Genomic DNA, 13,262 nt, shown 5'->3' with positions numbered 1-13,262 from the left:
GGGAAATTCATGAAAGTTTTCTACGATAAAGACTGCGACCTGTCGATCATCCAGGGCAAGAAAGTTGCCATCATCGGTTACGGCTCCCAGGGCCACGCTCAGGCGTGCAACCTGAAAGACTCCGGTGTCGACGTTACCGTCGGTCTGCGTAAAGGTTCGGCCACCGTTGCCAAAGCCGAAGCTCACGGCCTGAAAGTGACCGACGTGGCTTCCGCTGTTGCCGCTGCCGACCTGGTCATGATCCTGACCCCGGACGAGTTCCAGTCCTCGCTGTACAAGAACGAAATCGAGCCGAACATCAAGAAAGGCGCCACTCTGGCCTTCTCCCACGGCTTCGCGATTCACTACAACCAGGTTGTTCCGCGTGCCGACCTCGACGTGATCATGATCGCGCCGAAAGCCCCGGGCCACACTGTGCGTTCCGAGTTCGTCAAAGGCGGCGGTATCCCTGACCTGATCGCGATCTACCAGGACGCCTCGGGCAACGCCAAAAACGTTGCACTGTCCTACGCCGCGGGCGTCGGTGGCGGTCGTACCGGCATCATCGAAACCACCTTCAAGGACGAGACCGAAACTGACCTGTTCGGCGAACAAGCCGTTCTGTGCGGCGGTACCGTTGAACTGGTAAAAGCCGGTTTCGAAACCCTGGTTGAAGCTGGCTACGCGCCGGAAATGGCCTACTTCGAGTGCCTGCACGAACTGAAGCTGATCGTTGACCTCATGTACGAAGGCGGTATCGCCAACATGAACTACTCGATCTCCAACAACGCCGAGTACGGCGAGTACGTGACTGGCCCGGAAGTGATCAACGCCGAATCCCGTCAGGCCATGCGCAACGCCCTGAAACGTATTCAGGACGGCGAATACGCCAAAATGTTCATCAGCGAAGGCGCAACCGGCTACCCTTCGATGACCGCCAAGCGTCGTAACAACGCCGCTCACGGTATCGAAATCATCGGCGAGCAACTGCGCTCCATGATGCCGTGGATCGGTGCCAACAAGATCGTCGACAAAGCCAAAAACTAAGTCGTCGTCCCTTGTACGAAAAACGCGGCCTAGGCCGCGTTTTTTCGTTTGGGCCGGTGCTTCTGGTATAAAGCTGCATCGTTTGTGGCCGAACTGACGTCCTCAAGCCTCTGTCGAATTTTTTCCAAACCGTTGCAAGGTAATGTCCATGAGCGAACGTCCCGAAGAGCCGAACAAGGCTTCCGACGCCGAAAGCCTGCTGCCCATCGATGAACACATCGAAGAAGGGCACGACGCCGAAGGTCGTAAAGTCCGGCATCGTGGTATCTATCTGCTGCCGAACCTGTTCACCACCGCCAACCTGTTCGCAGGCTTCTATTCCATCATCAACTCGATGAGCGCGCAGGCCGCGTTGAGCGCCGGCGACTCGGTGAATGCGAGCAAGTACTTCGCCTTCGCTGCGATCGCGATTTTCGTCGCGATGGTGCTCGACGGTCTTGATGGTCGCGTGGCGCGCATGACCAATACGCAAAGTGCCTTCGGCGCCGAGTACGACTCGCTGTCGGACATGGTCGCCTTCGGCGTCGCGCCGGCATTGCTGGCCTTCGGCTGGGCGCTGGGAGACATGGGCAAGGTCGGCTGGATGGTCGCCTTCATATATGTAGCGGGTGCGGCGTTGCGTCTGGCGCGTTTCAACACCCAGGTCGGCACGGCGGACAAACGTTACTTCATCGGTCTGGCCAGCCCGGCGGCGGCAGGTGTTGTGGCCGGCATTGTCTGGGCGTTCAGCGATTACGGCATTCAGGGTTCGAAGATGTCGTTCCTGGTGGCGTTGATGGTGGCGGCGGCCGGCATGCTGATGGTCAGCAACATCAAGTACAACAGCTTCAAGGAGCTGGATCTCAAAGGTCGCGTGCCGTTCGTGGCGATCCTGGCGGTGGTGCTGGTATTCGCTGTCGTGTTCAGTGATCCGCCGCGCATTCTGCTGCTGGTGTTCCTCGCCTATGCGGCGTCCGGTCCGGTGCAATATCTGTTGCGTCTTCGTCGTCACAAAAACGCCGAGTGATGTAATTTCCCGCATACTCCGCAGTCTATGGGTGCACCTGTCCTCCAAAGCTGCGGAGTTGTCATGTTGATCAAGATCCCCAAAGCATCCGACTGCCATGAGTCGGATGTCACGCCTGAAGCCATTTATCTCTCCCGTCGCCAATTGCTCGGCGCCACTGCTGCCGGTATTGCCATGGGCAGCCTGCCACGCTGGGCCAGTGCCGCTGATGCCCCTCGCTACTCTGATGTTGAACCCGGCAAGGCTCCGGCCTGGTTTGCCGAAAAGCTTCCTTCTACTCAATGGGGTGCGGTCAACGTCAAGGACGAGGCGATCACGCCTTATAAAGACGCTACGAACTACAACAACTTTTATGAATTCGGTACCGGCAAGGGCGATCCGGCGAGGAACGCTGGCGACCTGAAAACCGAACCCTGGAGCGTGGTGATTGACGGGGAGGTGGGTAAGCCGGGGCGTTATGCGCTGGAAGACTTCATGAAGCCGTATCAACTGGAGGAACGTATTTATCGTCTGCGCTGCGTCGAGGCGTGGTCGATGGTCATTCCCTGGATCGGCTTTCCCATCTCGGCCTTGCTCAAGCAGGTCGAGCCGACTTCCAAGGCCAAGTACATCCGCTTTGAAACCCTGCAGGATCCCAAGAGCATGCCCGGCCAGCGTTCCGGTTTTGCCTTGATCGACTGGCCGTACGTCGAAGGTTTGCGTCTCGATGAAGCGATGAATCCTTTGGCGATCCTCGCGGTGGGCATGTATGGACGCGAACTGCCGAACCAGAACGGCGCGCCTTTGCGTCTGGTGGTGCCGTGGAAGTACGGCTTCAAAAGCGTGAAATCCATTGTGCGCATCAGTCTGGTCAGCGAGCAGCCGAAGACCACTTGGCAAAGCATTGCTGCCGATGAGTATGGCTTCTACGCGAATGTGAATCCTACGGTCGACCATCCGCGCTGGACCCAGGCGCGCGAGCGGCGCTTGCCGAACAGCCTGTTCAAACCGAATGTGCGCGATACGGAGATGTTCAACGGCTACTCGGATGAAGTCGCTTCTCTATATACAGGGCTCGATCTGCGGAAGAACTACTGATGCGTTATCCGTTCTGGCGAGTGGGCGTTTTCATTGCTGCGGCGGTCTGGCCATTGCTGTGGATCTATCAGGCTTTCGCCGATCTGCTCGGGCCTGATCCGGGCAAGGTGCTGGTTGATCGTCTCGGGCTTGGCACGCTGGTGTTTCTGTTGATTACGCTGAGCATGACGCCGTTGCAAAAGCTGAGCGGCTGGGCGGGGTGGATCGCGGTGCGCAGGCAGTTGGGGCTTTGGTGTTTTGCTTATGTAGCGCTACATCTGTTCAGCTATATGGCGTTTATCCTCGGGTTTGACTGGTCACAGTTGGGCGTCGAGCTACGCAAGCGGCCTTACATCATTGTCGGTGCACTCGGCTTTCTCGGATTGCTGATACTGGCAGTGACGTCGAATCGTTATAGTCAGCGTCGTTTGGGTGCTCGCTGGAAGAAGCTGCATCGCTTGGTTTACGTGATACTTGGGCTGGGTTTGCTGCATATGCTCTGGATCGTGCGGGCCGATCTAGAGGAGTGGGCGATTTATGCCTTTATAGGCGCTGTGCTCTTGCTGCTTCGTGTGCCGCCGGTGATGAGGCGAATCCCGCGTTTAATGGCTAAAAAGCAGAATCTGCAAGAAAAGCGAAATTAACGGTTGACGGCAGATTCCAGAGGTCTATAATTCGCCCCACTTCCGGCGCAGTCGAAACGGAAAACTCCTTGAGATTCAAAGAGTTATGCGGTTTTCGACAGCGGCTTGCTTCAGGTCATCGAAGCCTGGAAGGAGTTGAAAGGGCAGTGATGTGTAGTTCTTTTAACGGTTCGATCTTCTCGGTCGAAAGCGGAAAAAAAGAGGTGTTGACAGCAGCGATTAACGCTGTAGAATTCGCCTCCCGCTAACGAGAGATCGGAAGCGCAAGTGGTTGAAGTTGTTGAAGAATTCTTCGAAAACTTCTGAAAATAATCACTTGACAGCAAATGAGGCTGCTGTAGAATGCGCGCCTCGGTTGAGACGAAAGATCTTAACCAACCGCTCTTTAACAACTGAATCAAGCAATTCGTGTGGGTGCTTGTGTAGTCAGACTGATAGTCAACAAGATTATCAGCATCACAAGTTACTCCGCGAGAAATCAAAGATGTAACCAACGATTGCTGAGCCAAGTTTAGGGTTTCTTAAAAACCCAAAGATGTTTGAACTGAAGAGTTTGATCATGGCTCAGATTGAACGCTGGCGGCAGGCCTAACACATGCAAGTCGAGCGGATGAGAGGAGCTTGCTCCTGGATTCAGCGGCGGACGGGTGAGTAATGCCTAGGAATCTGCCTGGTAGTGGGGGACAACGTTTCGAAAGGAACGCTAATACCGCATACGTCCTACGGGAGAAAGCAGGGGACCTTCGGGCCTTGCGCTATCAGATGAGCCTAGGTCGGATTAGCTAGTTGGTGAGGTAATGGCTCACCAAGGCGACGATCCGTAACTGGTCTGAGAGGATGATCAGTCACACTGGAACTGAGACACGGTCCAGACTCCTACGGGAGGCAGCAGTGGGGAATATTGGACAATGGGCGAAAGCCTGATCCAGCCATGCCGCGTGTGTGAAGAAGGTCTTCGGATTGTAAAGCACTTTAAGTTGGGAGGAAGGGCAGTAAATTAATACTTTGCTGTTTTGACGTTACCGACAGAATAAGCACCGGCTAACTCTGTGCCAGCAGCCGCGGTAATACAGAGGGTGCAAGCGTTAATCGGAATTACTGGGCGTAAAGCGCGCGTAGGTGGTTTGTTAAGTTGGATGTGAAATCCCCGGGCTCAACCTGGGAACTGCATCCAAAACTGGCAAGCTAGAGTATGGTAGAGGGTGGTGGAATTTCCTGTGTAGCGGTGAAATGCGTAGATATAGGAAGGAACACCAGTGGCGAAGGCGACCACCTGGACTGATACTGACACTGAGGTGCGAAAGCGTGGGGAGCAAACAGGATTAGATACCCTGGTAGTCCACGCCGTAAACGATGTCAACTAGCCGTTGGGAGCCTTGAGCTCTTAGTGGCGCAGCTAACGCATTAAGTTGACCGCCTGGGGAGTACGGCCGCAAGGTTAAAACTCAAATGAATTGACGGGGGCCCGCACAAGCGGTGGAGCATGTGGTTTAATTCGAAGCAACGCGAAGAACCTTACCAGGCCTTGACATCCAATGAACTTTCCAGAGATGGATTGGTGCCTTCGGGAACATTGAGACAGGTGCTGCATGGCTGTCGTCAGCTCGTGTCGTGAGATGTTGGGTTAAGTCCCGTAACGAGCGCAACCCTTGTCCTTAGTTACCAGCACGTAATGGTGGGCACTCTAAGGAGACTGCCGGTGACAAACCGGAGGAAGGTGGGGATGACGTCAAGTCATCATGGCCCTTACGGCCTGGGCTACACACGTGCTACAATGGTCGGTACAAAGGGTTGCCAAGCCGCGAGGTGGAGCTAATCCCATAAAACCGATCGTAGTCCGGATCGCAGTCTGCAACTCGACTGCGTGAAGTCGGAATCGCTAGTAATCGCGAATCAGAATGTCGCGGTGAATACGTTCCCGGGCCTTGTACACACCGCCCGTCACACCATGGGAGTGGGTTGCACCAGAAGTAGCTAGTCTAACCTTCGGGGGGACGGTTACCACGGTGTGATTCATGACTGGGGTGAAGTCGTAACAAGGTAGCCGTAGGGGAACCTGCGGCTGGATCACCTCCTTAATCGACGACATCAGCTGCTGCATGAGCTCCCACACGAATTGCTTGATTCATTGAAGAAGACGATAGAAGCAGCTTTAAGCTCCAAGCTGATAGCTCTGAGCTAACAGTTACAAGCTCGAAATTGGGTCTGTAGCTCAGTTGGTTAGAGCGCACCCCTGATAAGGGTGAGGTCGGCAGTTCGAATCTGCCCAGACCCACCAATTTTGTTATGGGGCCATAGCTCAGCTGGGAGAGCGCCTGCCTTGCACGCAGGAGGTCAGCGGTTCGATCCCGCTTGGCTCCACCATAAACTGCTTCGAAGTTTGAGAGTTTAGAAATGAATATTCGTACTGAATATTGATTTCTAGTCTTTTGATTAGATCGTTCTTTAAAAATTTGGGTATGTGATAGAAAGATAGACTGAACGTTACTTTCACTGGTAACGGATCAGGCTAAGGTAAAATTTGTGAGTTCTCTTAGTTGAGAAATTCGAATTTTCGGCGAATGTCGTCTTCACAGTATAACCAGATTGCTTGGGGTTATATGGTCAAGTGAAGAAGCGCATACGGTGGATGCCTTGGCAGTCAGAGGCGATGAAAGACGTGGTAGCCTGCGAAAAGCTTCGGGGAGTCGGCAAACAGACTTTGATCCGGAGATGTCTGAATGGGGGAACCCAGCCATCATAAGATGGTTATCTTGTACTGAATACATAGGTGCAAGAGGCGAACCAGGGGAACTGAAACATCTAAGTACCCTGAGGAAAAGAAATCAACCGAGATTCCCTTAGTAGTGGCGAGCGAACGGGGACTAGCCCTTAAGTGGCTTTGAGATTAGCGGAACGCTCTGGAAAGTGCGGCCATAGTGGGTGATAGCCCTGTACGCGAAAATCTCTTAGTCATGAAATCGAGTAGGACGGAGCACGAGAAACTTTGTCTGAATATGGGGGGACCATCCTCCAAGGCTAAATACTACTGACTGACCGATAGTGAACTAGTACCGTGAGGGAAAGGCGAAAAGAACCCCGGAGAGGGGAGTGAAATAGATCCTGAAACCGTATGCGTACAAGCAGTGGGAGCAGACTTTGTTCTGTGACTGCGTACCTTTTGTATAATGGGTCAGCGACTTATTTTCAGTGGCGAGCTTAACCGAATAGGGGAGGCGTAGCGAAAGCGAGTCTTAATAGGGCGTCTAGTCGCTGGGAATAGACCCGAAACCGGGCGATCTATCCATGGGCAGGTTGAAGGTTAGGTAACACTGACTGGAGGACCGAACCGACTACCGTTGAAAAGTTAGCGGATGACCTGTGGATCGGAGTGAAAGGCTAATCAAGCTCGGAGATAGCTGGTTCTCCTCGAAAGCTATTTAGGTAGCGCCTCATGTATCACTGTAGGGGGTAGAGCACTGTTTCGGCTAGGGGGTCATCCCGACTTACCAAACCGATGCAAACTCCGAATACCTACAAGTGCCGAGCATGGGAGACACACGGCGGGTGCTAACGTCCGTCGTGAAAAGGGAAACAACCCAGACCGTCAGCTAAGGTCCCAAAGTTATGGTTAAGTGGGAAACGATGTGGGAAGGCTTAGACAGCTAGGAGGTTGGCTTAGAAGCAGCCACCCTTTAAAGAAAGCGTAATAGCTCACTAGTCGAGTCGGCCTGCGCGGAAGATGTAACGGGGCTCAAACCATACACCGAAGCTACGGGTATCACCTTCGGGTGATGCGGTAGAGGAGCGTTCTGTAAGCCTGTGAAGGTGAGTTGAGAAGCTTGCTGGAGGTATCAGAAGTGCGAATGCTGACATGAGTAACGACAATGGGTGTGAAAAACACCCACGCCGAAAGACCAAGGTTTCCTGCGCAACGTTAATCGACGCAGGGTTAGTCGGTCCCTAAGGCGAGGCTGAAAAGCGTAGTCGATGGAAAACAGGTTAATATTCCTGTACTTCTGGTTATTGCGATGGAGGGACGGAGAAGGCTAGGCCAGCTTGGCGTTGGTTGTCCAAGTTTAAGGTGGTAGGCTGAGATCTTAGGTAAATCCGGGATCTTAAGGCCGAGAGCTGATGACGAGTGTTCTTTTAGAACACGAAGTGGTTGATGCCATGCTTCCAAGAAAAGCTTCTAAGCTTCAGGTAACCAGGAACCGTACCCCAAACCGACACAGGTGGTTGGGTAGAGAATACCAAGGCGCTTGAGAGAACTCGGGTGAAGGAACTAGGCAAAATGGCACCGTAACTTCGGGAGAAGGTGCGCCGGTGAGGGTGAAGGACTTGCTCCGTAAGCTCATGCCGGTCGAAGATACCAGGCCGCTGCGACTGTTTATTAAAAACACAGCACTCTGCAAACACGAAAGTGGACGTATAGGGTGTGACGCCTGCCCGGTGCCGGAAGGTTAATTGATGGGGTTAGCTAACGCGAAGCTCTTGATCGAAGCCCCGGTAAACGGCGGCCGTAACTATAACGGTCCTAAGGTAGCGAAATTCCTTGTCGGGTAAGTTCCGACCTGCACGAATGGCGTAACGATGGCGGCGCTGTCTCCACCCGAGACTCAGTGAAATTGAAATCGCTGTGAAGATGCAGTGTATCCGCGGCTAGACGGAAAGACCCCGTGAACCTTTACTATAGCTTTGCACTGGACTTTGAATTTGCTTGTGTAGGATAGGTGGGAGGCTTTGAAGCGTGGACGCCAGTTCGCGTGGAGCCATCCTTGAAATACCACCCTGGCAACTTTGAGGTTCTAACTCAGGTCCGTTATCCGGATCGAGGACAGTGTATGGTGGGTAGTTTGACTGGGGCGGTCTCCTCCTAAAGAGTAACGGAGGAGTACGAAGGTGCGCTCAGACCGGTCGGAAATCGGTCGTAGAGTATAAAGGCAAAAGCGCGCTTGACTGCGAGACAGACACGTCGAGCAGGTACGAAAGTAGGTCTTAGTGATCCGGTGGTTCTGTATGGAAGGGCCATCGCTCAACGGATAAAAGGTACTCCGGGGATAACAGGCTGATACCGCCCAAGAGTTCATATCGACGGCGGTGTTTGGCACCTCGATGTCGGCTCATCACATCCTGGGGCTGAAGCCGGTCCCAAGGGTATGGCTGTTCGCCATTTAAAGTGGTACGCGAGCTGGGTTTAGAACGTCGTGAGACAGTTCGGTCCCTATCTGCCGTGGACGTTTGAGATTTGAGAGGGGCTGCTCCTAGTACGAGAGGACCGGAGTGGACGAACCTCTGGTGTTCCGGTTGTCACGCCAGTGGCATTGCCGGGTAGCTATGTTCGGGAAAGATAACCGCTGAAAGCATCTAAGCGGGAAACTTGCCTCAAGATGAGATCTCACTGGAACCTTGAGTTCCCTGAAGGGCCGTCGAAGACTACGACGTTGATAGGTTGGGTGTGTAAGCGCTGTGAGGCGTTGAGCTAACCAATACTAATTGCCCGTGAGGCTTGACCATATAACACCCAAGCAATTTGCTGACCTGAAAAGGCACCAGATTGCGGTGTGTGAAGACGAAACGAACCGAAAGTTCGAAACGCACAAACACCGAAAGCTGTCACATACCCAATTTGCTGAAGCGAGGCCATCTGGTCACGAGTCAGTACCCGAATTTCTTGACGACCATAGAGCGTTGGAACCACCTGATCCCATCCCGAACTCAGCAGTGAAACGATGCATCGCCGATGGTAGTGTGGGGTTTCCCCATGTGAGAGTAGGTCATCGTCAAGATTAAATTCCGAAACCCCAATTGCGAAAGCAGTTGGGGTTTTGTTTTGCCTGCGAGAAAGTTTCAGCGCTATGGCGAACAAAATTGCACAGTTATTTTCGAAGCAGAACACTAGAATAGCCCCATCTTTATCGGAGCCAGAGCCTGTATGTCAGAATCGGTTGACGCCCCCGGGCTGTCAGATTTACCGCTGGAAGACTTGATAGCCTGCCACGAGTGCGACCTGCTGATGCGCAAGCCGACACTTGCCCATGGTGAGAAAGCACTCTGCCCGCGTTGTGGTTATGAGTTGTACGCCCATCGCCATAACGTGGTGCAGCGCAGCCTCGCCCTGGTGATTGCCGCGTTATTACTTTACGTGCCGGCAAACTTTTTACCCATCATGCAACTCAATATCCTCGGGCAATCCTCGCAGGATACGGTCTGGAGTGGCGTAGTCGGCCTGTTCAGCACCGACATGCAAGGTGTGTCGATCGTCGTCTTCCTTTGCAGCATGGCCATACCGTTACTCAAGTTGTTGTGCCAGCTGTTTGTGTTACTGACGATTCGTTTCGATGTCGGCCGAAGCTACGGTTTGCTGCTCTATCGTATTTACCACCACCTTAGGGACTGGGGCATGCTCGAGGTCTACCTCATGGGCGTCCTCGTCGCGATCGTGAAGCTGGCGGATATGGCAGCAATCACCGTCGGCCTCGGACTGGCATGTTTCATTGGCTTGTTATTGGTGCAAGTCTGGCTGGAGGTGGTGATGTCACCGCATCAGATCTGGCAGGCATTATCAGGAGAGGATGCCCATGCGGGCGATTGATGCGGGCATTCTGGTGTGCACCGAATGCCACGAACTGAACAAGCAGGAAGCTGACGTCGACGAGCAGAGCTGTACCCGCTGCGGCGCGCAGGTTCACGCTCGCCGCCCCAACAGCTTGACCCGCACCTGGGCGCTGTTGATCACGGCAGCCATTATCTATGTTCCGGCGAATGTCTTGCCGATCATGACGGTCAGTTCTCTGGGCCAGGGTGAACCGAGCACCATCATGTCCGGCGTGATTGAACTGGTTCAGCACGGCATGATCCCGATCGCCACCGTGGTGTTCATCGCCAGCATTCTGGTGCCCACGTTCAAGCTGGTCGGCATCGCGCTGCTGCTGTTTTCCGTGCAGCGTCGGCAGCCATTGTCGGCCCGTCAGCGTATCTGGATGTACCGTTTCATCGAGTTCATTGGCCGCTGGTCGATGCTCGATATTTTCGTGATCGCCATTCTCGTGGCGGTCGTCAACTTCGGCCGGATAGCCAGTGTCGAAGCCAATCTGGGCGCCGTCGCCTTCGCCTCTGTGGTGATTCTGACGATGCTCGCCGCAGTTACTTTCGATCCCCGACTGATTTGGGATAACACGGAGTCGGACGACGACCATGACTGATTTGCCTGTAGCGAAAACCCGACCGGCTTCGAACTGGTCGGCCATTTGGGTGCTGCCTCTGATCGCGCTGATCATCGGCGGCTGGCTCGGCTGGCGTGCTTATTCCGAGACCGGTATCGAGATTCAGGTGCGCTTTGAAAGCGGCGAAGGCATCCAGGCCAACAAGACTGAAGTGGTCTACAAAGGCATGCCGGTCGGCAAGGTCAAGACGCTCAAGCTCGATGATGAAGGCAACTCGAAAGGGGTGATCGCCACCATCGAAATGAACAAGGATGTTGAGCAGTACCTGAAGACCAGCACGCGGTTCTGGCTGGTCAAACCGAGCGTGACCCTGGCCGGTATCACCGGTCTGGAAACATTGGTCTCGGGTAACTATGTCGCCATCAGTCCCGGTGAAGGCGAGCCGGTTCGCAAGTTTAAGGCTTTGGCCGAAGAGCCGCCGCTGTCCGACGCCAAGCCCGGTCTGCACCTGACCATCAAGGCCGATCGCCTCGGCTCGTTGAATCGCGGCAGCCCGGTGTTCTACAAACAGATCAAGGTCGGTCAGGTCAAAAGCTACGTGCTGTCCGAGGATCAGAGCACCGTTGAACTTAAGGTGTTCATTGAGCCTACCTACGCCAAACTGGTGCGCAAACATACTCGTTTCTGGAACGCCAGCGGCATCAGCATCGACGCTAACCTGTCCGGCGTGAAAGTGCGCAGTGAATCCCTGGCCAGCATCGTCGCCGGTGGTATCGCGTTCGCGACGCCGGAGAATCGCAAGGACAGTCCGGCGACCGACCCGAGCCTGCCATTCCGTCTCTATGAAGACTTCGACGCTGCCGCTGCCGGCATTCGCGTGAAGGTCAAACTCAGCGATTTCGAGGGCCTGCAAGCCGGTCGCACGCCGGTGATGTACAAAGGCATTCAGGTCGGCAACCTGAAAGCGCTCAAAGTCGATCCGGACCTGAACAGTGCAACAGCCGAGCTGACCCTCGATCCGTTGGCCGAAGACTATCTGGTTGAGGGCACGCAGTTCTGGGTGGTCAAACCGTCGATATCCCTTGCCGGTATTACCGGCCTGGAAGCGCTGGTGAAAGGTAACTACATCGCCGTGCGTCCGGGCGACAAAGGCGCTGCGCCGAAACGCGAATTCGAGGCGCGACCGAAAGCACCACCGCTGGACCTGCGTTCGCCAGGCCTGCATCTGGTGTTGTTTACCGATTCGCTGGGCTCGATCGATGTCGGCAGTCCGATTCTGTACAAGCAGGTCAAGGTCGGTTCGGTGCAGAGCTACCAGTTCTCCCGAACCAAGAAGCAGCTGGTCATCGGCGTGCACATCGAGAAGGAATACGAAAACCTGGTCAACGCCTCGACGCGCTTCTGGAACGTCAGCGGCATTACCCTCACGGGTGGCTTGACCGGCGGCATTCAGGTCAAGAGTGAATCCCTGCAAACCCTGATGGCCGGTGGTATTGCCTTCGAAACCCCACAAGCCAATGCGCCGTTGAAGAAACGTATCCCGCGCTTCCGTCTGTTCGCCGATCACGATGAGGCGAACAAGAAAGGTGCCGTCGTTACCATCAAAGTCGATCGCGCCGACGGTTTGAGCAGCGGTACACCAGTGCGTTTCAAGGGGTTGGACGTAGGCAAGATTGAAAGCGTCGATCTTACCGATGACATGCAGTCAGTGATCCTCACCGCTCGCATCACCGAAGTGCCGGAGAAGATTGCGCGAGTCGGCAGTCAATTCTGGGTGGTCAAGCCGGAACTGGGTCTGATCAAGACGCAGAATCTGGAAACGCTGGTCACCGGCAAATACATCGAAGTCCAGCCGGCGGCGAAGAATCTCGGCCCGCAGAAGAACTTCGTTGCCTTGGCCGAAGCGCTGGAAGTCACCAGGCAGGAAGCGGGTCTGAGTCTGGTGTTGAGCGCCGCACGTCGCGGTTCCTTGAAGACCGGTGTACCAGTGACCTACCGTGAAATCACCGTCGGCAAGGTCACTGGTTATGAGTTGGGCCAAACGGCTGACCGTGTGTTGGTGCACATCCTGATCGAGCCGAAGTATGCGCCACTGGTGCGCAGCGGCAGCCGTTTCTGGAACACCAGCGGCGTGGGCTTCGATTACGGCTTGTTCAAAGGCGTGACGGTGCGCACCGAATCGCTGGAGACGCTGATTCAAGGTGGCATTGCCTTCGCCACACCGGATGGCGAGCGCATGGGCAATCCGGCGCGGGCCGAGCAGACGTTCCCGTTGTTCGACAAGTTCGAGGATGAATGGCTGACCTGGGCGCCGAAGATTCAGCTCGGTAAGTAATTCTTCAGCGTCTGGGACGACGCTATCGCGAGCAGGCTCACTCCTACAAG

Annotated in this window: 7 protein-coding genes, 2 tRNA genes and 3 rRNA genes; all 12 read left to right on the top strand. The window is 54.7% G+C overall.

Translation table 11 applies throughout. The annotated features are described in order from the left end of the window. Positions 1-9 precede the first annotated feature (9 nt). The 12 genes from ilvC (at position 10) to AB4N73_RS17180 (ending at position 13,212) form a co-directional block, all read left to right on the top strand. On the top strand, positions 10-1,026 hold the full coding sequence (gene ilvC, locus AB4N73_RS17235) for a ketol-acid reductoisomerase (RefSeq protein ID WP_003228216.1): 1,017 nt from the start codon (positions 10-12) through the stop codon (positions 1,024-1,026). A gap of 148 nt (positions 1,027-1,174) precedes the next feature. Next, positions 1,175-2,032, top strand: coding sequence for a CDP-diacylglycerol--serine O-phosphatidyltransferase (gene pssA / locus AB4N73_RS17230; protein ID WP_016773182.1), 858 nt, complete (start codon positions 1,175-1,177; stop codon positions 2,030-2,032). 63 nt (positions 2,033-2,095) lie between these two features. Then, the gene (msrP, locus tag AB4N73_RS17225) at positions 2,096-3,109 is read left to right on the top strand and encodes a protein-methionine-sulfoxide reductase catalytic subunit MsrP (RefSeq protein WP_460142351.1); all 1,014 of its coding nucleotides are present in this window, start codon (positions 2,096-2,098) and stop codon (positions 3,107-3,109) included. Beyond that, positions 3,109-3,732: a protein-methionine-sulfoxide reductase heme-binding subunit MsrQ gene (gene msrQ / locus AB4N73_RS17220; RefSeq protein WP_252886804.1), complete on the top strand. Its 624-nt coding sequence runs from the start codon at positions 3,109-3,111 to the stop codon at positions 3,730-3,732. Before msrP ends, msrQ begins: the two co-directional genes overlap by 1 nt. 541 nt (positions 3,733-4,273) lie before the next feature. After that, positions 4,274-5,810, top strand: a 16S ribosomal RNA gene (locus AB4N73_RS17215). A 123-nt stretch (positions 5,811-5,933) separates the two neighbouring features. After that, positions 5,934-6,010: transfer RNA gene (locus AB4N73_RS17210), tRNA-Ile, on the top strand. A 10-nt stretch (positions 6,011-6,020) separates the two neighbouring features. Then, positions 6,021-6,096: transfer RNA gene (locus AB4N73_RS17205), tRNA-Ala, on the top strand. 238 nt (positions 6,097-6,334) lie between these two features. Continuing rightward, positions 6,335-9,228, top strand: a 23S ribosomal RNA gene (locus AB4N73_RS17200). Between the two features lie 156 nt (positions 9,229-9,384). Next, positions 9,385-9,500, top strand: a 5S ribosomal RNA gene (gene rrf / locus AB4N73_RS17195). The 16S, 23S and 5S rRNA genes sit together here with 2 tRNA genes alongside, the layout of an rRNA operon. A 146-nt stretch (positions 9,501-9,646) precedes the next feature. Further along, entirely contained in the window at positions 9,647-10,306 is a 660-nt protein-coding gene (locus AB4N73_RS17190; protein WP_056790348.1) for a paraquat-inducible protein A, read from the top strand. Further along, entirely contained in the window at positions 10,293-10,916 is a 624-nt protein-coding gene (locus tag AB4N73_RS17185; RefSeq protein ID WP_056790346.1) for a paraquat-inducible protein A, read from the top strand. Before AB4N73_RS17190 ends, AB4N73_RS17185 begins: the two co-directional genes overlap by 14 nt. Further along, on the top strand, positions 10,909-13,212 hold the full coding sequence (locus AB4N73_RS17180; protein WP_460142350.1) for a PqiB family protein: 2,304 nt from the start codon (positions 10,909-10,911) through the stop codon (positions 13,210-13,212). The genes AB4N73_RS17185 and AB4N73_RS17180 overlap by 8 nt, the downstream gene beginning before the upstream one ends. The last annotated feature ends 50 nt before the right edge of the window (positions 13,213-13,262 follow it).

The organism is Pseudomonas sp. S3_B08 (assembly GCF_054667725.1).
Note: the sequence above shows the minus strand (reverse complement) of the source record. Positions and strands in the feature narration are given on the sequence as shown.